The sequence below is a fragment of the Pseudoxanthomonas sp. PXM03 genome (genome assembly GCF_014852005.1).
In the GTDB taxonomy this organism is placed as follows: domain Bacteria; phylum Pseudomonadota; class Gammaproteobacteria; order Xanthomonadales; family Xanthomonadaceae; genus Pseudoxanthomonas_A.
Map to the genome: position 1 here is coordinate 495,835 of NZ_JACVAU010000002.1, position 21,998 is coordinate 517,832.

At 66.4% G+C, this 21,998-nt stretch carries 18 protein-coding genes; 5 read left to right on the plus strand and 13 right to left on the minus strand.

Annotated elements, in window-relative coordinates; translation table 11 throughout:
• The first annotated feature begins 7 nt into the window (after positions 1 to 7).
• On the plus strand, positions 8 to 1,405 hold the full coding sequence (locus IB223_RS11085) for a M14 family zinc carboxypeptidase (RefSeq protein ID WP_192201752.1): 1,398 nt from the start codon (positions 8 to 10) through the stop codon (positions 1,403 to 1,405).
• Positions 1,406 to 1,411: 6 nt separating this feature from the next.
• Here the strand turns inward: IB223_RS11085 and prpE are convergent, their stop codons facing one another.
• From prpE to IB223_RS11110, 5 genes are all read right to left on the minus strand, one after another.
• On the minus strand, positions 1,412 to 3,313 hold the full coding sequence (prpE, locus tag IB223_RS11090; RefSeq protein WP_192201754.1) for a propionate--CoA ligase: 1,902 nt from the start codon (positions 3,311 to 3,313) through the stop codon (positions 1,412 to 1,414).
• Positions 3,314 to 3,463: 150 nt separating this feature from the next.
• On the minus strand, positions 3,464 to 4,450 hold the full coding sequence (locus tag IB223_RS11095; protein WP_142124578.1) for a malate dehydrogenase: 987 nt from the start codon (positions 4,448 to 4,450) through the stop codon (positions 3,464 to 3,466).
• A 79-nt stretch (positions 4,451 to 4,529) separates the two neighbouring features.
• Positions 4,530 to 5,732 (minus strand): pyridoxal phosphate-dependent aminotransferase, encoded by a 1,203-nt coding sequence (locus IB223_RS11100; protein WP_192201756.1) that lies wholly within the window; start codon positions 5,730 to 5,732, stop codon positions 4,530 to 4,532.
• Between the two features lie 127 nt (positions 5,733 to 5,859).
• Complete coding sequence (locus IB223_RS11105) at positions 5,860 to 6,639, minus strand: hypothetical protein (RefSeq protein ID WP_192201758.1); 780 nt, start codon at positions 6,637 to 6,639, stop codon at positions 5,860 to 5,862.
• A gap of 54 nt (positions 6,640 to 6,693) precedes the next feature.
• Positions 6,694 to 7,191, minus strand: a complete 498-nt coding sequence (locus tag IB223_RS11110; RefSeq protein ID WP_192201760.1) for a peptidylprolyl isomerase — start codon at positions 7,189 to 7,191, stop codon at positions 6,694 to 6,696.
• Positions 7,192 to 7,534: 343 nt separating this feature from the next.
• Here IB223_RS11110 and typA point away from each other — a divergent pair, with 343 nt between their 5' ends.
• From typA to IB223_RS11130, 4 genes are all read left to right on the plus strand, one after another.
• Complete coding sequence (gene typA / locus IB223_RS11115; RefSeq protein ID WP_192201761.1) at positions 7,535 to 9,364, plus strand: translational GTPase TypA; 1,830 nt, start codon at positions 7,535 to 7,537, stop codon at positions 9,362 to 9,364.
• A gap of 15 nt (positions 9,365 to 9,379) precedes the next feature.
• Positions 9,380 to 9,850, plus strand: coding sequence for a DUF2127 domain-containing protein (locus IB223_RS11120; RefSeq protein WP_192201763.1), 471 nt, complete (start codon positions 9,380 to 9,382; stop codon positions 9,848 to 9,850).
• A gap of 51 nt (positions 9,851 to 9,901) precedes the next feature.
• Complete coding sequence (locus IB223_RS11125; RefSeq protein WP_192201765.1) at positions 9,902 to 11,503, plus strand: amidase; 1,602 nt, start codon at positions 9,902 to 9,904, stop codon at positions 11,501 to 11,503.
• Positions 11,504 to 11,605: 102 nt separating this feature from the next.
• Positions 11,606 to 15,127, plus strand: coding sequence for an EAL domain-containing protein (locus tag IB223_RS11130; protein ID WP_192201767.1), 3,522 nt, complete (start codon positions 11,606 to 11,608; stop codon positions 15,125 to 15,127).
• A gap of 21 nt (positions 15,128 to 15,148) precedes the next feature.
• Here IB223_RS11130 and IB223_RS11135 read toward each other — a convergent pair whose 3' ends face one another.
• The 8 genes from IB223_RS11135 to secY form a co-directional block, all read right to left on the minus strand.
• The gene (locus IB223_RS11135) at positions 15,149 to 16,543 is read right to left on the minus strand and encodes a 3-deoxy-7-phosphoheptulonate synthase class II (protein WP_192201769.1); all 1,395 of its coding nucleotides are present in this window, start codon (positions 16,541 to 16,543) and stop codon (positions 15,149 to 15,151) included.
• Between the two features lie 51 nt (positions 16,544 to 16,594).
• The gene (locus tag IB223_RS11140; RefSeq protein WP_192201771.1) at positions 16,595 to 17,110 is read right to left on the minus strand and encodes a disulfide bond formation protein B; all 516 of its coding nucleotides are present in this window, start codon (positions 17,108 to 17,110) and stop codon (positions 16,595 to 16,597) included.
• Positions 17,111 to 17,271: 161 nt separating this feature from the next.
• Positions 17,272 to 17,646, minus strand: a complete 375-nt coding sequence (gene rplQ, locus IB223_RS11145; protein WP_192201773.1) for a 50S ribosomal protein L17 — start codon at positions 17,644 to 17,646, stop codon at positions 17,272 to 17,274.
• A gap of 188 nt (positions 17,647 to 17,834) precedes the next feature.
• Positions 17,835 to 18,833: a DNA-directed RNA polymerase subunit alpha gene (gene rpoA, locus IB223_RS11150; RefSeq protein ID WP_142124588.1), complete on the minus strand. Its 999-nt coding sequence runs from the start codon at positions 18,831 to 18,833 to the stop codon at positions 17,835 to 17,837.
• Between the two features lie 50 nt (positions 18,834 to 18,883).
• Complete coding sequence (gene rpsD, locus IB223_RS11155) at positions 18,884 to 19,513, minus strand: 30S ribosomal protein S4 (RefSeq protein ID WP_055941309.1); 630 nt, start codon at positions 19,511 to 19,513, stop codon at positions 18,884 to 18,886.
• Positions 19,514 to 19,527: 14 nt separating this feature from the next.
• Complete coding sequence (gene rpsK, locus IB223_RS11160) at positions 19,528 to 19,920, minus strand: 30S ribosomal protein S11 (RefSeq protein WP_055941307.1); 393 nt, start codon at positions 19,918 to 19,920, stop codon at positions 19,528 to 19,530.
• A gap of 12 nt (positions 19,921 to 19,932) precedes the next feature.
• Positions 19,933 to 20,289: a 30S ribosomal protein S13 gene (gene rpsM, locus IB223_RS11165; RefSeq protein ID WP_062352394.1), complete on the minus strand. Its 357-nt coding sequence runs from the start codon at positions 20,287 to 20,289 to the stop codon at positions 19,933 to 19,935.
• Between the two features lie 342 nt (positions 20,290 to 20,631).
• Positions 20,632 to 21,993 (minus strand): preprotein translocase subunit SecY, encoded by a 1,362-nt coding sequence (gene secY, locus IB223_RS11170; protein WP_192201776.1) that lies wholly within the window; start codon positions 21,991 to 21,993, stop codon positions 20,632 to 20,634.
• Positions 21,994 to 21,998 lie beyond the last annotated feature (5 nt).

The following is a 21,998-nucleotide window of genomic DNA, read 5'->3' on the forward strand; positions in this document are numbered from 1 at the left end:
TGCCGCGATGCGCCCTGCCCTTGCCCTGTGCCTGCTGCTGACGATGATGACGCCCAACACCATCGCCCGGAACACCGATCGCCCGTCCCCGCCGGCCGCGGTGTCCACGCCCGTGCCACCACCTCCGGCGTGGCTGCCCGCACTCGATGCGCTGTACGACGCCGAACTGCGCGTGGCCGGACTGGAGGACCGCACATTCACTGCGGAACACTGGTGGTCGGTCGCCACACCATTGCTGGAGCGGGGACGCGGCTTCCGCGTGGACGGGATCGGCCGCAGCGTGGAGGACCGTCCGCTGCAACATGTTCGTTGGGGCCAAGGCAATAAGACGGTACTGCTGTGGTCGCAGATGCACGGCGACGAGAGCACGGCGTCGATGGCGCTCGCGGACCTGTTCCGCTTCCTCGGCGAACACCCCGACCATCCGTTGGTGAAGCAGCTGCAAACGAATACCACGCTGCACGTCTTTCCCATCGTCAATCCCGATGGTGCCGCACGTTTTCAGCGCCGCAACGTACAGGGCATCGACATCAACCGTGATGCGCGGATGCTGGCAACACCCGAAGCGCGCGCGCTGAAGGCGCTGCACGACCAGGTGAGGCCGATGTACGGCTTCAATCTGCACGACCAGCGCGTGGGCTACCGTGCCGGCGATTCCGACCGCGGCACCGCCATCGCGCTGCTGTCGCCGCCGTACAACCACGCAGCCGATGTCAACGATGTGCGTACGCGCGCCATCGAGGTGGCCGGCGTCATCCGCTCCGCGCTGGAGCCCTATCTCGCCGGCCACATCGCGCGCTGGGATGAAACCTTCGACCCACGTGCGTTCGGCGACCTCACCACGCAGTGGGGCACCAGCACCGTGCTGATCGAGGCCGGCGGCATAGAAGGCGATGTGCAGAAGCAGCGCCTGCGCAAGCTGTACTTCCTCGGCCTGGTCGCTGCATTGGACAGCATCGCCAGCGGCAGCCATGCCGGCGTGCCGCCCGCGCTGTACCGCGACCTGCCGGAGAACGGCGATGTATGGCCGGACCTGCTGGTGCGCGGCGGCACGTTATCGGTACCAGGACGCCCACCCGCGCGCGCCGACCTGCTGGTCAATTTCCGCAATCCCCTGACGGAAACCGACGGCGCCGTTGCCGATGTGGGCGACCTCGGCACGAAGAAGGCACGTCGCAGCATCGACGCGCGCGGGCTGTTCATCGTGCCGATCCCGGGGCATGCCGGCGAACGCACGGTCATCGAAGCCAACGACGACGATGCCGAAGAGACGCGGTCACCGTTGCCGCTCACGCCCGGCGCAACCGCACGCTTCGTGCTGAGTCGCGACCCGCAGGGCCGCGACGTGGTGTGGATACTGGATGGCAGCGTGGATCCGGCGACACCTGCGCCGCCGGCCCGCTGACCTGCATCAGCTGCCGACCTCGGGCCCGCGCAGCAGCGCGCGCTTCACCTCTTCCAGCGCGTTCGGGTCATCCAGCGTGGAAAGATCGCCGGGATCGGCGCCCTGCGCCAGCGCCTGCAGCGAGCGCCGCAACAACTTGCCCGACCGTGTCTTCGGCAACGCATTGACGATGTAGACCCGCGCCGGACGCGCGACCGCGCCGAGGCTCTGCTCCACCATGCGACGCATGCCGTCGGCCGCCTGTACGCGCTCGTGCGGCTCGTCGGTGGCCTGCCGCAGCGTGGCGAACACCACCGGCACCTGCCCTTTCAGTTCATCCGCGACACCGATCACCGCAGCCTCCGCGACCGCGGGGTAGCCGGAGACGGACTCCTCGATCTCGCGCGTGCCCAGCCGATGGCCGGCGACGTTGATGACATCGTCGGTACGGCCAAGGATGAAGGTGTAGCCGTCCTCATCGCGGATCGCCCAGTCCAGCGAGCTGTACAACAGCTCCTTGAAATGGCTGAAATAGCTCGACAGGAAGCGCGCGTCGTCGTTCCAGATCGTCGTCATGCAGCCCGGCGGCAGCGGAGGTTGCATCACCAGCACGCCCTTCTGGCCCGGCCCCACTTCTTCCCCCGTGGCCTCGTCGATCACCTTCATCCTGTAACCGAGGTTCGGGAACCCGGGCGAACCGAAGCGCACCGGTTTCATGTCCAGCCCGGGCAGCAGCGTCAGCGCCGGCCAGCCGGTTTCGGTCTGCCAGTAGTTGTCGATCACCGGCTTGCCGATCGCATCGGTGATCCAGTGCGCCGTCGGCTCGTCCAGCGGCTCGCCCGCCAGGAACAGGTATTTCAGCTCGGACAGGTCGTGCCGCTTGATGAAGTCGATGTCGTGCTTCTTCAGCACGCGCACTGCCGTCGGCGATGAGAACATCGTGCGTACACCGTACTGTTCGCACAACGCCCACCAGATGCCAGCGTCGGGATTGATCGGCAGGCCTTCGTAGAGCACCGAGGTGGCGCCTACGATCAGGGGACCATACACGTTGTAGGAATGGCCGACGGCCCAGCCGACATCGGAGGTGGAGAACATCACCTGTCCCGGCCCGACATCGAACACGGTACGCATCGACAACGCCATCGCCACCGCATAGCCACCCACGTCGCGCTGCACGCCCTTCGGCTTGCCGGTCGTACCGGAGGTGTACAGCAGGTAGCTCGGCTCGTTCGACTCCAGCCACTCCACCGGCACGTCGACATCGCCGACTTCGGCGCGCAACGCGGCGTAGTCTTCGTCGCGGCCCGCCACCTTCGGCTCGGCGGCATCCAGCCAGCGCGAGACGATCAGCACCTTGGCCGGCGGCGTGGCCGCCTTCGCGCAGGCTTCATCGACCAGCGCCTTGTACGGAATAACCTTGCCACCGCGGCTGCCGGCATCGGCCGCGATCAACAGCCTGGGCTGCGCGTCGTCGATCCGCAGCGCCAGGTTGTGCGCGGCGAACCCCCCGAACACCACCGAATGCACCGCGCCGATGCGCGCGCACGCCAGCATCGCGAAGACCGCCTCGGCCATGTTGGGCATGTAGATGACCACGCGATCGCCGCGGCCGACATCGAGCCGCTTGAGAACGGCGGCGAACGCATTCACTTCGCGATGCAGTTCGCGATAGGTCAGTTCACGCGTGACATCGGTTTCGGTGGACACCGCCACCAGCGCCAACTGGTCGCCACGCTCGGCGAGATGCCGGTCCACCGCGTTGTAGCAGAGGTTGGTCTGCCCGCCGACGAACCAGCTCCGAAATGGCGGACGGGAATAGTCGAGGATCTGCTGCGGTGGCACGTGCCAATGGATGGCCTGCGCCTCCTCGCCCCAGAAGGCCTCGGGCTGCTCGATCGAGCGCCGGTAGACGTCTTCGTATGCCATGCGATCCTCCCAGATCCGACAGCCGGGACCAGCATAGACCCGCCCTGCCGCGGCCACCTTCCTACCTTGGTCGCATGGGACATTCCGTCGCACCCAAAAGAAAACACCGGGCATGGGCCCGGCGTTTTCGGCACTGCGTGCGTCCTGCGGTCAGCCCAGCAGGTGCGCCACACCGCTGCGCTCTTCTTCCAGCTCGCCCAGCGTCTTGTCGATGGCAGCCTGACTGAAAGCGTCGACCGGCAGGTCCTTGACCATGGTGTACTCGCCGTTCTCGGTGGTGACGGCGAAGCCGAACATCACGCCTTCCGGGATGCCGTAGCTGCCGTCGGACGGGATGCCCATCGTCACCCACTTGCCGTTGCTGCCCAGCACCCAGTCGCGCACGTGATCGATGGCGGCGTTGGCGGCAGAAGCGGCCGACGACAGGCCGCGCGCTTCGATGATCGCCGCGCCGCGCTTGCCCACCTGCGGGATGAAGGTATTCGCGTTCCAGTCGGCGTCGTTGATCTTGTCCTTCAGCGACTGGCCGTTGACGGTCGCGAAGCGGTAGTCCGGGTACATGGTCGGGCTGTGGTTGCCCCACACGACCAGCTTGTCGATGTCGCCCACGGCCACGCCGGCCTTGTTGGCCAGCTGCGACAGCGCGCGGTTGTGGTCCAGGCGCAACATGGCGGTGAAGTTCTTCGACGGCAGGTCCGGCGCGGACTTCATCGCGATGTAGGCGTTGGTATTGGCCGGGTTGCCGACCACGAGCACCTTGACGTTGCGGCTGGCGACCTTGTTCAGCGCGGCGCCCTGGGCGGTGAAGATCTTGGCGTTCTCCAGCAGCAGGTCCTTGCGTTCCATGCCCGGGCCGCGCGGACGCGCGCCGACCAGCAGGGCCACGTCGACGTCCTTGAACGCGACCTCCGGATCGTCGGTGCCGACGACGCCGGCCAGCAGCGGGAACGCGCAGTCCTCCAGCTCCATGATCACGCCCTTCAGCGCGGCCTGGGCCTTCTCCAGCGGCAGCTCCAGCAGCTGCAGGATGACCGGCTGGTCCTTGCCGAGCATTTCGCCGGAAGCGATGCGGAACAGCAGCGCGTAGCCGATCTGGCCAGCAGCGCCGGTGACGGCAACACGGACGGGGGTTTTCATGATGCGGATCCTCGGGGTTACGTAGGGCGGGCCCAGGCCCGCCGCGTGGGGAAAGGGTGGGCCAAGGCCCACGCGACGGTTACTTCAGTTCGGCAAAGAATTCCTGGAAGCGTTGCAGCCCCGGCGCCAACTGCGGCGTCGGGCAGGTGTAGCTGATGCGCAGCGCGCGCGGCTCGCCGAACGCCGACCCCGGCACGCAGGCCACGCCCTTGGCGTCGAGCAACACATTGCAGAAGTCGACGTCGTTGCCGATCTTCACACCATTGTGCGATTTGCCGAACGCGCAGCTGATGTCGGGGAACACGTAGAACGCGCCCTGCGGACGCGGGCAGACCACGCCCGGGATCGCTTCCATCGCCGCCAGCACCTGGTCGCGCTTGGCCTGGAACTCGGCGTTCTTCTGCGTGGGCACGTCCTGCGGACCGGTCAGCGCGGCGATCGCCGCGGCGGTGACGACTTCCGGCACGTTGGTGATGTGGTTGGAGTTCATCGTGGTCAGCGCCTTGGCGACCACTTCAGGGCCTGCCATGAAACCGACGCGCCAGCCCGGCATGCCGTAGGTCTTGGACAGCGAATCGACGAACACCGTGCGCTCGCGCAGCTCGGGCCGGGCTTGCACGAAATTGGTGTACGCCAGGCCGTCGAACAGCATGCGGTTGTAGATGTCGTCGGTGACGATCCAGGTGTCCGGATACTTCACCAGCACGTCGGCCAACGCGGCGACTTCCTCGCGCGTATAGACCATGCCCGTCGGGTTGGACGGGTTGTTGAACAGGAACACCTTGGGCGCGTGCGTCGCCAGCGCTTCGTCCAGCTGCGCTGGCGTCAGCTTGTAGTCCTGGCTGGCCGGGCATGGCAGCGGCACCGCCTTCGCGTTGACGATGTCGGCGATGTCGGCATACGTGGTCCAGTACGGGGACGGATAGACGATGGTGTCGCCCTCGTCCAGCAGCGACTCGGCCAGGTTGTACAGGATGTGCTTGGCGCCGATGCCCGTGGACACGTTGGCGCGCGTGTAGCCGGTCAGGCCCAGCGCTTCGATGTGCAGCAGGAAGGCATCCAGCAGCGCATCGGTGCCGCGGTTGCTGCCGTACTGGCCCGAGTCCTTGGACAGCGCGTCACGCGCGGCCTGGTAGACGTGGTCGCCGGGCAGGAAATTGGGAACGCCGATCGAGAAGCTGATGATGTCGCGGCCTTCGGCTTTCAGCTTCTTGGCCTTCTCGGCCACCGCCATGATCGCACTGGGCTTGGCGCGACCGATGCGCCGGGCAAGCAGGGGCATTGCACAACCTCGCGTGGAAAGGTCAGGGAGCGTCGCCGCCGTCTTTTTGCGGCGCAAAATGGTATCACGCCGCTCCACTTCGACCGACTAGCCCATGGTCTACGTCGGCCGGGTCAGCATCACGGCGTCATTGGTAATCCACCACGTCGCCCAGGTCGTAGTTCTCGTCGAAATAGGCCTGCCACTGCGCGTAGGCGCCGCGCAGGCACGCGGGGGTCTGGCAGGCGTCAAGTTGCCGGGTGGCTGCCTGGACCGTGCGGTCGCCGTCGGGGTAGCGATCGGCCAGTTCCTTGAACTGCCGGCGCATGCCGGCATCCAGGGCACCGAACTCCTCGTGCCCGCAGACCAGCGCAGCGCGGACGCTGCCGGCCGGGGCGTCGGTGTCGCACTCGGCGGGCGCGGGTGGCGCGTGGGCAGCCTCCACGGCCGCGGCGAGCTCGCTGCGATCGCGTTCGGTCAGCCGACGCACGAAGCCCAGATCATCGGTCTGGCCCGCGCCCCAGGTGATGCGCAGGGTGAAGCCGTTTCCACCCGGGTCTGCCACCTTGCGCAGGGTCACCGTCTCGCTGGGCCCGGTCTCGGAAGTCAGGTGCAGGGCCAGCGTGCCGTTGTCCAGGTCGACATCCTCGACCTTGCCATCCAGCCACGCACCGTCGCGTGCGATCCGCAGGCCCGTGTCCGGCTGCCACGCGATGGCGTACAGGGTTTCGGCATCGTCGCCTTCGCTGTGGTCCGTGCTCCAGAGGCCTTCCAGGCTCTGCTGGAAGCTCTCCGCCGATGCGTCGACGGCGGTCGCTGCGGCCGGATCGATGGGCGGGATTGTGTCGTCGTTCTTGCAGGCGCCCAGCCCCAGGACGGTGGCGAGCAGCAGGGCCATGCGCGTTGCGCGCCGGCGGCGATCCTTCATCTGGAGCTCCTGACGGGGACGGGGCCGGCCAACGCTGGCCGGCCCTTCATTCCATCACGCCGACAGGACGCGGTTCCACTCCGCCACGCGCTCGGCCTTGGCGGCCAGCACGGCATCGGCGTCGCCGGCGATGGTGACCTTGGTGATCAGGTCGCCCTGCTTCACCGCATCGACCACGTCCAGGCCCTCGGTGACCTTGCCGAACACGGTGTGCTTGCCGTCCAGCCACGGAGTGGGCACGTGGGTGACGAAGAACTGGCTGCCGTTGGTGCTCGGGCCGGCATTGGCCATCGACAGCACGCCGCGCTCGTGGCGCACGCCGTTGGTGGTCTCGTCCTCGAAGCGGTAGCCCGGGCCGCCGCGACCGGAGCCTTCCGGGCAGCCGCCCTGGATCATGAAGTCCGGGATCACGCGGTGGAAATTCAGCCCATCATAGAAGCCACGCTTGGCCAGGTTGACGAAGTTGGCCACCGTCAGGGGGGCCTTGTCGGGATACAGCTCGATCGTGATCGGGCCGCGCGAGGTGTCGAAGGTGGCGGTCAGCTGACTCATGGAACGGTTCTCCAGGGGTGAAATGAGGAAACGGCAGGGTCCCGGCGGGGTCCGCTCCATGCCCACCCCGCTCTCAGGCGGCGGTGGCACAGGAAGGGGAAGCGCCAGGCCTGCCGCCCCGGCCAACGATGGCCGGGGCTGCCAGGCGTGAAGCCGGCCCCCGTCATGCGGGTCCGGCCCTGTTGCCAGATCACGGCGCCGGGCGGGGATTTCAAGGGCAGGCCCCGGTGGCGGCGTTCATTCTGGCGTTTTTCGATAAATCAGGTGCTTAGCGCAACGCAGCCCGCTATAATACGCCGCTTCCTTTCCCCACTCTGAGCGCGCACGTTCGCGCCCCTTCGGCATGTCCATCCAAAACCTCCGCAATATCGCGATCGTCGCTCACGTCGACCACGGCAAGACCACCCTCGTCGACCAGCTGCTGAAGCAGTCCGGCACCCTCTCCGAGCGCACCGTGCTGGCCGAGCGCGTGATGGACAGCAACGACCAGGAAAAGGAACGTGGCATCACGATCCTGGCCAAGAACACCGCCATCACCTGGAATGGCAACCGCATCAACATCGTCGACACCCCGGGCCACGCCGACTTCGGTGGTGAGGTCGAGCGCGTGCTGTCGATGGTGGACACCGTGCTGATCCTGGTCGACGCGATGGACGGCCCGATGCCGCAGACGCGCTTCGTCACCCAGAAGGCCTTCGCGATGGGCTTCAAGCCGATCGTGGTGATCAACAAGGTCGACCGCCCCGGCTCGCGTCCGGAGTGGGTCGTGGAGCAGGTGTGGGACCTGTTCGACCGCCTGGGCGCCACGCCCGAGCAGATGGACTTCCCGATCGTCTACGCCTCGGCGCTGAACGGCTACGCCGGCCTGGAAGATACCGTCCGCGGCGGCGACATGACGCCACTGTACGAAGCCATCATGAAGCACGCGCCGAAGCCGGAAGTGGACCCGGATGGCGCCTTCCAGATGCGTATCAGCCAGCTGGACTACAACAACTTCGTCGGCGTGATCGGCATCGGCCGCATCCAGCGCGGCACGTTGAAGAAGAACATGCCGGTCGCCGTGATCGACCGTGAAGGCAAGAAGCGCCAGGGCAAGGTGCTGCAGGTGCTGGGCTTCCTGGGCCTGGAGCGCATCGAGCAGGACAGCGCCGAGGCCGGTGACATCGTCGCCATCTCGGGCATCCAGGACCTGACGATCTCCGATACCGTCTGCGCGCTGGACACCCCGGAAGCGCTGCCGGCACTGACCGTCGACGAACCGACGATCTCGATGACCTTCCAGGTCAACAACTCGCCGTTCGCCGGCCACAAGGACCTGTCGGGTGGCAAGTTCCTGACCAGCCGCCAGCTGAAGGAGCGCCTGGAGCGCGAGACCGTGCACAACGTGGCACTGAAGGTCGAGCAGCTGGAAGACGCGGACAAGTTCCTGGTCTCCGGCCGCGGCGAACTGCACCTGTCGGTGCTGATCGAGAACATGCGTCGCGAGGGCTACGAGCTGGCCGTGTCGCGCCCGGAAGTGATCATCAAGGAAATCGACGGCCAGCTGATGGAGCCGATCGAGCAGTTGGTCGTCGACGTGGAAGAGACCCACCAAGGCGGCGTGATGGAGAAGCTGGGCGTCCGCAAGGGCCAGCTGAAGAACATGGAGCCGGACGGCAAGGGCCGCGTGCGCCTGGACTACCAGATCCCGGCGCGTGGCCTGATCGGCTTCCAGAACGAGTTCAAGACGCTGACCCAGGGCTCGGGCCTGCTGTTCCACGTGTTCGACCACTACGGTCCGAAGGAACAGGGCGCCATCGCCAAGCGCCTCAATGGCGTGATGATCGCCAATGCGCCGGGCGCCACGCCGGCCTACTCGCTCGGCCCGCTGCAGGAGCGCGGCAAGCTGTTCGCCGCCGAGGGCGACAACGTGTACGAAGGCCAGCTGATCGGCATCCACTCCAAGGACAACGACCTGACCGTCAACGCGATCAAGACCAAGCCGCTGACCAACATGCGCGCCTCGGGCAAGGACGATGCCATCCAGCTGACCCCGGCGATCAAGTTCTCGCTGGAACAGGCGCTGGACTTCATCGACGACGATGAGCTGGTGGAAATCACGCCGAAGGAAATCCGCCTGCGCAAGAAGTTCCTGACCGAGAGCGACCGCAAGCGCGCCTCGCGCGCCGCCTGATCGTCGCACCGCGCCTTGGAGACATCCGCGTACAACCCGGATCCCAGGGCGCACCCCGGCCTGCACGCCATTGCCCTGTTCGAAGGCGCCAAGGGCGTGCTGGCCCTGGCCTTCGCCGGCGGCCTGCTGGCGGTGGGTCCCGACCGCCTGCGCGAGAGCGTGCAGGCGGTGGTCACCCGCTTCATTCCCGACGCCGGCCCCGGCGTGGTGAGCCAGTGGCTCGACCGCATCAATCCCGAATCGATCCACGTCACCGTGCTGATCATTGCGGTGTACGCCGGCATGCGCCTGCTGGAAGGCTGGGGCTTGTGGCGCGCCCGGGCCTGGGCCTCGTGGCTGGGCTGCATCGGCTCGGCGGCCTACCTGCCGCTGGACTTCTATGCCCTCTACCACCACCCCGGCTGGCACACCTGGGCGCTGCTGATCGTCAACCTGGTGATCGTCTGGGTGCTGTGGCGCGATATCCGGCGCCGCAAGCGGATTTGACGCGCGGGCCAGCGCCTGCGTAGCCTGCGGCAACTCCGTGAAGGTGTCCGCATGCGTCGATCCCTGCTGCCGCTTGGCCTGATGCTCGCCCTGGCAGCCTGCCAGCCGGCGACGCCGCCGGATGCAGCGGCACCGACCGCGCCCACCGATTTCATCTACGCCGAACTGGACATCGTCGACCTGCAGGCGCGCATGCAGTCCGGTGAACTGGACAGCCGCCGCCTGACGCAGGCCTACCTGGACCGCATCGCCGCCATCGACAAGGCGGGGCCGCAGTTGAACGCGGTGATCGAACTCAACCCCGACGCGCTGAAGGAAGCCGCCCTCCGCGATGTGGAGCGGCGCGCGAATGCGGCACGCGGGCCCCTGCACGGTATCCCGGTGCTGCTGAAGGACAACATCGATGCGGTGCCGATGGCCACTTCCGCCGGCTCCCTGGCACTGAAGGATTTCCGCCCCGGGAAGGATGCGTTCCTGGTGCGCCGCCTGCGTGAGGCAGGCGCCGTCATCCTGGGCAAGGCCAACCTGAGCGAATGGGCCAACTTCCGATCCATGCATTCCACCTCCGGCTGGAGCGGACGCGGCGGCCAGACCCGCAACCCGTACGCGCTGGACCGCAATCCGTGCGGCTCGAGCTCCGGCAGCGCCGTGGCGGTATCGGCCAACCTGGCGGCGATCAGCGTGGGCACCGAAACCGATGGCAGCATTCTCTGCCCTGCCGCGATCAATGGTGTCGTGGGGCTGAAACCCACGGTCGGCCTGGTCAGCCGGCAGGGCATCCTGCCGATCTCGCACAGCCAGGACACCGCCGGTCCGATCGCCCGCAGCGTTGCGGATGCGGCACTCCTGCTGGCCACGCTCGCAGGCCGGGATCCCGAAGACGCCGCCACGATGCAGGCCGCCTGGAACACCACGCTGGATTACAGCGCACGCCTCACGCCCGGCGCGCTGAAGGGCGCGCGCATCGGCGTGCTGCGCAGCAAGGCAGCGATCCATCCCGACGCCGCAGCCGCCCTGGAAAGCGCCATCGAGGTGATGCGCGAAGCCGGTGCCATCGTGGTCGATGCGGAGATTCCCACCGATGGACAGTGGAACGCGGACGAACTGGAACTGATGCTCTACGAGTTCAAGCATGGCGCGGAGCGCTATCTCGCCGAACGCAATGCACCGTTGACCACGTTGACCCAGCTGATCGGCTACAACGAGCAATACCGGTTGTCCGAGATGCCCTATTTCGGCCAGGACCTGTTCGAGCGGGCCAACGCAAAGGGCGGCCTGGGTGAAGCCGCCTACATTGCCGCCCGCAGTCGCGCACGCCGGCTGGCGGGGCCGGAAGGCATCGACGCCGCGCTCAAGGCGCAGCAACTGGATGTGCTGGTGGCACCGACGACGGGGCCTGCCTGGCTGACCGACCACAAGGCCGGCGATCATTTCCCGGGGGCCGGGTACGGCGCCGCCGCCGTGGCGGGCTACCCCAGCCTCACCATTCCCATGGGCCACAGCGATGGCTTGCCGTTGGGGATCGTGTTCATGGGCCCCGCATGGAGCGAAGCGCGCCTGATTGCCCTGGGATACGACTACGAGCAGCGCACGCGGGCCCGCAAGCCACCGGAATACTGGCCCTCGCTGCCGCCCCGCACGACCCGTCGCTGAAGCGCATGCCGCCAATGTGAGTCATTCCGGACGCGAGAGTGCTTGCAGGCGCTCCGGGTTCGTGGCGTCATAGCCATCAACCAGCAGGCGGGGATTGCACGCGTGGAGTCAGGCGCGGACCGGGTATCGGAGCTGCGGGCCTTCAGTGGATCGGGATCCACGGCCCGCAGGCGGCAGCGCAACCTGAATTCGCTGGCGTGGGGCGTGCTGGTCATCGCCTGCCTGCTCTCGTTGTGGTCCGGGGCGACAGCGTGGCAACAGGCACGCGACCACGCGCATGCCCGGTTCGACGCACGGGCCGACGCCGTCGCCACCGCCGTGTCCACCCACATGAACGCCTACGAAGACACCGTGCGTGCGGCGGCCGCCGTGCTGGAGGGGCGGCAGGACATCGAACAGGACAGCTTCTATGCCTTCGTCGAGAAGCTGCAGGTGCCCACCCGGCAATCGGGCGTGCACGGGCTCGGCTTCGCACGCCGCGTGCGGATGGAAGAACGCGAGGCCTACGTCGCCGGTCAGCGCACACGCTACGGGGACGCGTTTGCGATTCATCCCGCCGGGGACCGCAGCGAATATGTCGTGATCGACCTGCTGTATCCCGATGTGCCTGGCATGCGCCCCCTGCTGGGCAAGGACGTGATGGCGGAGACCGTGCGCCGTGGCGCCATCGAATCCGCGCGCGACACAGGCGAGTTGGCCGCCGCCCCGCTGGTTGCACTGGGCGATGCCTCGAAGGGAAACACCGGACTGCCGGGCTTCCTGCTGTATGCCCCGGTCTATGCCGATTCTGTCGCCGCACGCGGCGGTGTGGAGGCGCGCCGCAACCTGCTGCGCGGCTACGCCACCGCCGGTTTCGGCTGGCAACGGGTCATGGAGGACGCCATCGGTCGAACCGACGGGGACGAGTTCGACCTGCAGCTCCTCGCACTGGACCATGGCGACGAACCGATCTTCCAGACCCGTACGTTGAGGGAGCGCTACGGAGAGGCGTGGAAACCCGCTTTCACCGCCCAGCGCGATCTCCATCTGCTGGGCAACGAATGGCGACTGGTCCTGCATTCGCCGCCGCTGCGCGAGGCGCTGCCCGGCCAGGCATCCATCCTGCTGCTGACCCTGTGCGGGATCGGGCTGGGCTTGCTGCTCTTCCTGCTGCTGCACAACCTCGCACGCACCGAGCGTCGAAGCCGGGCACTGCTGGACGCCGTCGCCGATCACCTGCCCGCACTGATCGCCTACATTGACGATGACGGCCGCTACGGCTTCGCCAATCGCGCATGCCGCGCCTGGTCAGGTACGCACGAGGCATGGAGCGAACGGCACGTGGAAGACGTGCACGCGACCGATCCCGAGTTCCTCGCGTCGCTCACGCGCGCCATGCAGAGCTGCACGCCGGACCATTGGATCGCGTGGGACGCCGACCTGGGGCAACCCCCGCGCCCGGTGCACCTGTACCTGGTGCCTGACGTCGAGTCCGGTTCGAAGATCGCCGGCTGGTACCTGATGGGCAATGACGTCAGCGAGCAGCGCCAGGCGCATCGCGAACTGGCGATGGCGCGCGACCACCTGAAGCGCGTCACCGACCGCCTGCCGGCGCTGATCGCGCAGTTCGACACGCAGCATCGCCTGGTCTTCCGCAACCGTGCGTTCGCCGAACAGGTCCGCTGGCGGATACCGCCACAGGCCGGCGTGCACATGCGGGACCTTTTCGGTGAGGAGGCGTACCTGCGGCGGATGCCGCAGATCGATGCCGCGCTGGCCGGGCGCGATGGCGAGTTCGAAAGCAGTTTCGCCACCGTCGATGGCACGCGGAGCATGCACAGCTTCTACACGCCCGACATCGACGAGACCGGCAAGGTGTGCGGTTTCTTCGTCATGGCAATCGACATCACCGAGAAGGCGCGGCTGGAGCACGCGCTTCACAACGCGAACGAACTGGCCGAAGTGACGCTCACCGCCATCAGCGAGGCGGTCATCACCGTCGACGTCGAGAACCAGGTGACCTACATGAATCCCGCGGCGCAGTCCCTCTGCGCGTGGAGCCTGGAAGAGGCGCTCGGCCAGCCGCTGGAACGCATCGCTCCACTGGCGCTGGTGGAAACGCAGGATGCGCCCGACGAAGGAGCGCAGCCGCTGGGCCAACCGGGCGATCTGCAGGTGCTGCGCCAGGACGGCACCCGCATGCTGGTGGAACGTTCGTTGTCCGCCATCCGCGACCGCGACGAGCGGCTGGTGGGCACCGTCATGGTGTTGCGCGACATCACCGAATCGCGTGCGTGGAGTTCGCGCATGACCTACCTCGCGCACCACGACGCGCTGACCGGGCTGCCGAACCGGCTGCAGCTCAATGAACGACTGAACCAGGCAATCACGCATGCGACCAATCACGGCAATGGCATTGCCGTGCTGTTCCTCGACCTGGACCTCTTCAAGCACGTCAACGACGCACTGGGGCACCACACGGGCGATGAACTGCTGCAGCAGGTGGCCCGCCGCATCCAGCGCAACATCGGCAACCTCGGCACGGTGTACCGCACGGGCGGTGACGAATTCGTGGTGCTGCTGCCCAACGTGGCCGCCCGGGACAATGTGCTGCAGGTCGCCGACCGTCTGCTCGCACTCGGCGGCACGCCGTACACCGTGGCCTCGCACGAACTGCACCAGGCCTTCAGCATCGGCATCAGCCTGTTCCCGGAAGATGGCTACGACGCCGCCACCCTGATGATGCGCGCCGACGCCGCCATGTACCTGGCCAAGCGCAACGGCCGCAACGCGACCCGCTTCTACACGCGCGAACTGGCGTCCAGCGTGGATGCTCGCATCGAACTGGAAAACAGCCTGCGCCGCAGCTTGCGCAACGGCGATCTCTCCCTGCACTACCAGCCACAGATCGACCGCATCAGCGGCCGCATCGTGGGCGTGGAAGGCCTTGCGCGCTGGCAACGCGGCGAGCGCCTCGTGATGCCCGGCGAGTTCCTGCCGATCGCCGAAGAGACCAACCTCATCGTCGACATCGACCAATGGGCCATCCGCGCCGCGTGCCGGCAGAACCGCATCTGGCAGCAGTCCGGTCTTCCGCCCATCCGGGTGTCGGTCAACATCGCCGCCGCCAATTTCGACACCGATGAGCTCGTGGACACCGTGACCGAGGCGCTGAAGGACAGCGGGCTGGCTGCCGAATTCCTTGAACTCGAGGTCACCGAAACCACACTGATGCGCGACGTACAGCGGACCGACCGCACGTTGCGCGCGCTGAAGGCGTTGGGCGTGCGCATTGCCATCGACGATTTCGGCACCGGCTTCTCGAGCCTGAGCTACCTGGGCAACTACGGCTTCAATGTATTGAAGATCGATCAGTCGTTCGTCCGCGACGTGGCGGAGCCCAACCAGGCCGCGATCACGCGCGCGATCATCAGCCTGGCCGCGCAATTGCAGTGCCGCACGATCGCCGAAGGCGTGGAAACGCCGGAACAGGCGGCATGGCTGGCCGCCAACGGTTGCGACGAACTGCAGGGCAACTACTTCAGCAAGCCGGTGCCCGCTGCGGAGTTCGCGCGCCTGTACGCGCGCGGCAAGACCTGGCACATCCCGCAGGTGGCGCCCGCCATCCACGCCCACTGGTCGTGATGGCGGACGACGACGGCGGGCCTATCGCGCCGTTGGCGTCGCCAGCTGGTTCTGCTTGCGCACGATGCACATCGCGATCTCCAGCGACTGCTCGTAATTCAGGCGCGGATCGACAGTGGAACGATAGGCGCGCTCCAGATCCACGTCCGTGAGTTCCCGCGCACCCCCGGTGCATTCGGTGACGTCCTCGCCGGTCAGTTCAAGATGCACGCCGCCCAGGCGCGTGCCGGCCGCCGCATGCAGGTCGAACGACTGTTCCACCTCGCTACGCACATTGTCGAAGCGACGCGTCTTGAACCCGTTGCTCGTGCTTTCGGTATTGCCATGCATCGGATCGCAGACCCACAGCACGCGACGGCCGTCGCGACGGACCGCGTCCAGCAAGGGTGGGAGCTTCTCCGCGATCTGCGCGGCACCCATGCGATGGATGAAGGTCAGGCGACCCGCTTCGTCTTCCGGATTCAGTACGTCGATCAGGCGCAGCAGCTGATCCGGCGTGACCGACGGGCCGACCTTGATGGCGATCGGATTGCGCACGCCACGCAGGTACTCCACATGCGCGCCATCCACCGCCGCCGTCCGCATGCCGATCCACGGATAATGGGTGCTGAGGTTGAACCAGCCCCACTGGCGGGGCACTTCGCGTGTCAGCGCTTCCTCGTAAGGCAGCAACAGCGCTTCATGCGAGGTGTAGAAGTCGATGCGGTTGAGGTTGTGCACCTCGGCGCCCGACAACGTCTCCATGAACCGTACCGCGTCACCGATCGAGGTGACCATGTGCTGGTACTCGTTGGCCAGCGGCGAATAGCCCACCCAGTTGAGGTTCCAGTACTCCGGGTGGTGCAGGTCGGCGAAACCGCCGTCGATCAGCGCCCGCACGAAGTTCATCGTCATCGCCGAACGCGCATGCGCCTTGATCATGCGGCGCGGATCGGGGCGGCGCGCTTCGGCCGTGAAGTCGGGCGCATTGACCACGTCGCCGCGATAGCTCGGCAGGCTGACGCCGTCGCGCGTTTCCATGTCGGCCGAACGCGGCTTGGCGTACTGCCCGGCGAAGCGGCCCACGCGCACGACTGGCAGGCGCAGGCCGTGCACCAGTACCAGGCTCATCTGCAGCAGCACCTTCAGCCGGTTGGAGATCAACCCGGATTCGCAGTCGCTGAAGTTCTCCGCGCAGTCGCCACCCTGCAGCAGGAAGCGCTTACCTTCCTGCGCCTCGGCCAACTGCTTTTTCAGCGAGAAGATCTCCCACGACGTCACCAATGGCGGCAACTGGCGCAACTCGCCGAGCGCCGATTCGAGCGCGTCGCCGTCCGGGTAGGTCGGCATCTGCATCGCCGTCCGCGCGCGCCAGCTGTCTGGCGCCCAATGGGGCGGCAAGGTGACGGCGCGCAGGTTGCGGTCGGACGGGTTCATGGCGGACTCCTGGGGGCCCACCATCGTGCCAGATTGGTGCGCCGCGTCAAATCAGCGGAAGGTCGAGGTCCTGCGCGCGCGGAATCCGATCCATAGCGCCCACACGGCCAGAAGCACGAACCACACCAGGCTCCACATCGGCATGGTCAGCCCAAGGAAACTCCAGTCGATGGTGCTGCAGTCTCCCTTGGCGGAGAGCACTTTCTGCACGACACCCAGCCAGGTGTTGTTCTCGATCATGTAGTCCCAGCCGGGACCGCAGCTTGGCATCAACGGCGGATACAACTGCACCCACACGTGCTTGCCCGCAATCCCGATGCCGGTGGCAGCACCGAGGAACGCCAGGAACCCGTAGACGCGCCGTCCCGTCGGGCGGCGGGGACCATGCAGCGCGCCGAGCAGGAACAGTACGCCGGTCGCCGCAAAGGCGAGCCGCTGGAAAATGCAGAACGGGCAAGGTTCCAACTGGTGGACGAACTGCACGTACAGGGCGTAGCCGAGCAGGCCCGCACAGATCGCGAAACCCAGGAAGCACTGCGCGCGGAAACTCCAGGGGAGAGGATTCATCGGCACCCATGACGTGAGGTCGTGCCCGCATTATCCATGCCTGCCGCCCCGCACGTCACCCTGCGACGTCCTGCCGCATCCGGGCCGGGTACGAAATGGCGCCTCAAAAACAAAAACCCCGGCGCTGGCCGGGGTTTCTGGTGTCCTGCTGGACGCGGAGCTTACTCGGCCGCTGCTTCCGGACGGTCGACCAGCTCGACGTACGCCATCGGGGCGTTGTCGCCAGCGCGGAAACCGCACTTCAGGATGCGCAGGTAGCCACCCGGACGCGACTGGTAGCGCGGGCCGAGCGTGGTGAACAGGGTGCCGACGGCTTCCTTGTCGCGCAGGCGGGCGAACGCCAGACGACGGTTGGCAACGCCATCGATCTTGCCGAGGGTGATCAGCGGTTCCGCGACGCGGCGCAGTTCCTTGGCCTTCGGCAGGGTGGTACGGATCAGGCCGTGCTTGATGAGCGAAGCAGCCATGTTGCGGAACATCGCTTCGCGATGGGCGCTGGTGCGGCTGAACTTGCGGCCGGCTTTCTGGTGGCGCATGGGTTGGATTCCTGGTGAATGTTGGGACGTTGGACTTCGTTGTCGCCATCCAGGCGCTGGAACAGTGGACTGCGGTTGGTCCTGACCGGCCATCCTTGACCGGAGTGCCGCGAGCCTTCAGGCCCGTCGACGAGGGTGCTGCTTCAGGGAGACTCCCGCGCGGACGCGGGAGCTCCGTATTGCTTCGATCAGCCAAGCATGCCGTGCTGGGCGACACCGGCCGGCGGCCAGTTCTCCAGCTTCATGCCCAACGACAGGCCGCGCTGCGCCAGGACTTCCTTGATCTCGGTGAGCGACTTCTTGCCGAGGTTGGGGGTCTTGAGCAGTTCGACTTCCGTCTTCTGGATCAGGTCGCCGATGTAGTAGATGCTCTCTGCCTTCAGGCAGTTGGCCGAACGCACCGTCAGTTCCAGGTCGTCGATCGGGCGCAGCAGCACCGGATCCACGCCGCTGGCAGCCTGCTTCGGCGCGCCGCGGTCGCGGTGCGTGAAGTCGCCGAACACCGACAGCTGGTCGCTGAGGATGTCGGCGGCGGTGCGCACGGCTTCCTCGGCGTCGATCGTGCCGTTGGTTTCGATGTCCAGGACCAGCTTGTCCAGGTCGGTACGCTGCTCGACGCGCGCGGCTTCCACCGCATACGCGACGCGACGGACCGGCGAGAACGAGGCGTCCAGCACCAGGCGACCGATCGCACGGGTTTCTTCATCCGGACGACGGCGGGCGGCGGCCGGCTGGTAGCCGAAGCCGCGCTCGATCTTTAGGCGCATGTTCAGCGCCGTGTCCTTGGTCAGGTTGCAGATGACCAGTTCCGGGTTGAGGATCTCGACGTTGTGGTCGGTCTTGATGTCGCCGGCGGTGACCACGCCCGGGCCCTGCTTGGCCAGGCTGAGCGTGGAGGAGTCACCGCTATGGATGCGGATGGCCACATCCTTCAGGTTCAACAGCACTTCCAACACGTCTTCCTGCATGCCTTCAATGGTGCTGTATTCGTGCAGCACGCCATCGATCTCGACTTCGGTGATCGCGAAGCCGGGAATCGACGACAGCAGCACGCGGCGCAACGCATTGCCGAGCGTATGACCGTAACCACGCTCCAGCGGTTCGATGACCACTTTTGCACGATTGCCGCTCAGGCGCTCGATCTGCGGGCCGCGGGGGCGCAGCACTTGCTGAGTAATACCCGTCATGTTGCTTTGTCTCCTGCGGTCCCCCGGTCGCCCGGGGGTGCGTGAATGAATTACTTCGAGTACAACTCGACGATCAGCGCTTCGTTGATGTCGGCGGGCAGGTCCGAACGCGCCGGCACTGCCTTGAACACGCCGCTGAACTTCTTCGCATCGACTTCGACCCACGAGGGGTTCAGGTCGAGCTGCTCGGCGACCGTCAGCGACTCCTGCACGCGGAGCTGCTTCTGGGCCTTCTCCGACAGCGCGATCGCGTCACCGGCCTTGACCTGGTACGAAGGCAGGTTGACCGGCTTGCCATTGACCAGCACGCCACGGTGCGAGACCAGCTGGCGAGCGGCCGGACGGGTCACGGCGAAGCCCATGCGGTAGATGACGTTGTCGAGACGGGTCTCGAGCAACTGCAGCAGGTTCTCGCCGGTGTTGCCCTTCTTGGTCGAGGCCTTCTTGTAGTAGTTGCGGAACTGACGCTCCAGCAGACCGTAGATACGCTTGACCTTCTGCTTCTCGCGCAGCTGGGTGGCGTAGTCGGACAGCTTGCCCTTGCGGGCGGTCGCGCCGTGCTGGCCGGGCTTCTGCTCCAGCTTGCACTTGGAGTCCAGCGCACGGGCCGGGCTCTTGAGCGACAGGTCGGCGCCTTCGCGGCGCGCGAGCTTACAGGTAGGACCGATATAACGAGCCATTTCTTATCGCCCCCTTAGACGCGACGCTTTTTCGGCGGACGGCACCCGTTGTGCGGGATGGGCGTCACGTCGATGATGTTGGTGATCTTGTAGCCGACGTTGTTCAACGAACGCACGGCCGACTCGCGGCCCGGACCCGGACCCTTGATGCGCACTTCCAACGACTTCACGCCGTAGTCCAACGCAGCACGGCCGGCCTTTTCGGCGGCGACCTGGGCAGCGAACGGAGTGGACTTGCGCGAACCACGGAAACCCGCGCCGCCCGACGTGGCCCACGACAATGCGTTGCCCTGACGGTCGGTGATGGTGACGATGGTATTGTTGAAAGAAGCGTGGACGTGGGCGACGCCGTCGGTGATGACGCGCTTGATCTTCTTCTTGACTTTGGCAGCAGCTGGCTTGGCCATGATGGTCGCCCCTTACTTCTTGATGGCTTTGCGCGGACCCTTGCGGGTGCGGGCATTGGTGCGGGTGCGCTGGCCACGCAGCGGCAGGCCGCGGCGATGACGCAGACCGCGATAGCAACCCAGGTCCATCAGGCGCTTGATCGCGATGCCGACTTCACGGCGCAGGTCGCCCTCGACCACGTACTTGCCGACTTCGGCGCGCAGGCGCTCGACTTCCGGCTCCGACAGGTCGCGGATCTTGGTGGTCGAGGCGACGCCGGCGGCTTCGCAGACCTTCTTGGAACGGGTACGGCCAATGCCGAAAATGCTTTGCAAACCGACCCAGACATGCTTCTGGGCAGGCAGGTTGACACCTGCAATACGCGCCATGACGCGGTTCTCCAACTGTGAGTATTGGCCCGTGTACGGTCGTCCCTTGCGGGATTCGCGCAGACAGGCGGAGTGAACTGGAAATTGTAACAAGATCCGGTGTTTGCGGGAAGCCCGCGCCGGCAGAGCCGACCACGAACCGGCATGGGGAGTGTGCCCATGCTCCGGCGCCGGAACCTGCCTGGTGCGGGCCCGGGGTTTCCCCCTGCCCCGCCCCGCCCGCGCTACTCTGGCGCAGGGACTGGCTGGTTCGCACCCCCGCACCGGATCGCTGCGGGGGCCGCCCATCTAAGTCAGCCGGCCATGAGGGCCGGGCTGGTGCGGTAAGCCCGCGATTATACCTCAGCCGCGGGGGGCAAGACCGCCCCGCGAACCGCCCTTCAGATTGGCCTTCTTCAGCAGGCTCTCGTACTGGTGGGACATCAGGTGCGCCTGGATCTGCGCAATGAAGTCCATCACCACCACCACCACGATCAGCAACGAGGTGCCGCCGAAATAGAACGAGGTACCCAGCTGGGTGCGCATCACTTCCGGCAGCAGACAGACCGCCACCAGGTAGAGCGAACCGATCGCCGTCAGCCGGGTCAGCACGCCGTCGACGTAGTCGGCGGTAGCCTTGCCAGGACGGATGCCGGGAATCAGCGCACCCGACTTCTTCAGGTTCTCGGCCGTTTCCTGCGAATTGAACACCAGCGCCGTGTAGAAGAAGGCAAACCCGATGATCATCGCCGCGAACACGATCATGTGCAGCGGTTCACCCGGGGCGAGCGCATTGGAAATACGCTGCAGCCACGTGGTGGCACCGCTGTTCTGGCCGGACCACATCGCCAGCGTGGCCGGGAAAGCCAGGATGCTGGACGCGAAGATCGGCGGGATCACACCGGCCATGTTGAGCTTGAGCGGCAGGAACGAGGTCTGGTTCATGTACGCGTTGCGGCCACCTTGGCGGCGCGCGTAGTTCACCGTGATCCTGCGCTGCCCGCGTTCCACGAAGACCACCAGGAACGTGAAGCCCAGCACCACCACCGCAATGACCAGCAGCGAGATGAAGCTCAGCGTGCCGTCGCGGAAGGCGCCCACCGTCTGGATGACCGCGCCCGGCAGGCCTGCCACGATGCCCGCGAAGATGATCAGCGAGACGCCGTTGCCGATGCCGCGCTCGGTCACCTGCTCGCCGAGCCACATCAGGAAGATGGTGCCTGCCGTCAACGCGACCACAGCGGTCAGCACAAAGCCCATGCCCGGCGCGTACACCACCGGCATGCCGCCCGGAGCGACCTGGTTCTGCAGCGCAGTAGCGATGCTGCCGCCTTGCACGACCGCCAGCAGCACCGCGCCGATGCGCGAGTACTGGGTGATCTTGCGGCGACCGGATTCGCCTTCCTTCTGCAGCGCCTTGAGGCTGGGGAAGATGTGCACGCCCAGCTGCATCACGATCGACGCGGAGATGTAGGGCATGACGTTCAGTGCGAAGATGCTGAAACGGTGCAGGGCGCCGCCCGAGAACATGTTGAACATGTCCACGATGCCGCCGCCCTGCGCCTGCATCATCGCAAGCATGGCATCGGGATTGACGCCCGGAACCGGGATGAAACAGCCGATCCGGTAGACAATCAGCGCGCCCAGCACGAACAGCAGGCGCTGGCGGAGTTCGGTGAACTTGCCTGCGCCTGCCAGCGCACCGGCGGCATTACCCTGCGCCATGCGTC

Coding starts and splice junctions, on each gene's coding strand:
- IB223_RS11085 (WP_192201752.1), top strand. CDS start 8: ATGCGCCCTGCCCTTGCCCTGTGCCTGCTGCTGACGATGATGACGCCC.
- prpE (WP_192201754.1), bottom strand. CDS start 3,313: ATGGCATACGAAGACGTCTACCGGCGCTCGATCGAGCAGCCCGAGGCC.
- IB223_RS11095 (WP_142124578.1), bottom strand. CDS start 4,450: ATGAAAACCCCCGTCCGTGTTGCCGTCACCGGCGCTGCTGGCCAGATC.
- IB223_RS11100 (WP_192201756.1), bottom strand. CDS start 5,732: ATGCCCCTGCTTGCCCGGCGCATCGGTCGCGCCAAGCCCAGTGCGATC.
- IB223_RS11105 (WP_192201758.1), bottom strand. CDS start 6,639: ATGAAGGATCGCCGCCGGCGCGCAACGCGCATGGCCCTGCTGCTCGCC.
- IB223_RS11110 (WP_192201760.1), bottom strand. CDS start 7,191: ATGAGTCAGCTGACCGCCACCTTCGACACCTCGCGCGGCCCGATCACG.
- typA (WP_192201761.1), top strand. CDS start 7,535: ATGTCCATCCAAAACCTCCGCAATATCGCGATCGTCGCTCACGTCGAC.
- IB223_RS11125 (WP_192201765.1), top strand. CDS start 9,902: ATGCGTCGATCCCTGCTGCCGCTTGGCCTGATGCTCGCCCTGGCAGCC.
- IB223_RS11135 (WP_192201769.1), bottom strand. CDS start 16,543: ATGAACCCGTCCGACCGCAACCTGCGCGCCGTCACCTTGCCGCCCCAT.
- IB223_RS11140 (WP_192201771.1), bottom strand. CDS start 17,110: ATGAATCCTCTCCCCTGGAGTTTCCGCGCGCAGTGCTTCCTGGGTTTC.
- rplQ (WP_192201773.1), bottom strand. CDS start 17,646: ATGCGCCACCAGAAAGCCGGCCGCAAGTTCAGCCGCACCAGCGCCCAT.
- rpoA (WP_142124588.1), bottom strand. CDS start 18,833: ATGACGGGTATTACTCAGCAAGTGCTGCGCCCCCGCGGCCCGCAGATC.
- rpsD (WP_055941309.1), bottom strand. CDS start 19,513: ATGGCTCGTTATATCGGTCCTACCTGTAAGCTCGCGCGCCGCGAAGGC.
- rpsK (WP_055941307.1), bottom strand. CDS start 19,920: ATGGCCAAGCCAGCTGCTGCCAAAGTCAAGAAGAAGATCAAGCGCGTC.
- rpsM (WP_062352394.1), bottom strand. CDS start 20,289: ATGGCGCGTATTGCAGGTGTCAACCTGCCTGCCCAGAAGCATGTCTGG.
- secY (WP_192201776.1), bottom strand. CDS start 21,993: ATGGCGCAGGGTAATGCCGCCGGTGCGCTGGCAGGCGCAGGCAAGTTC.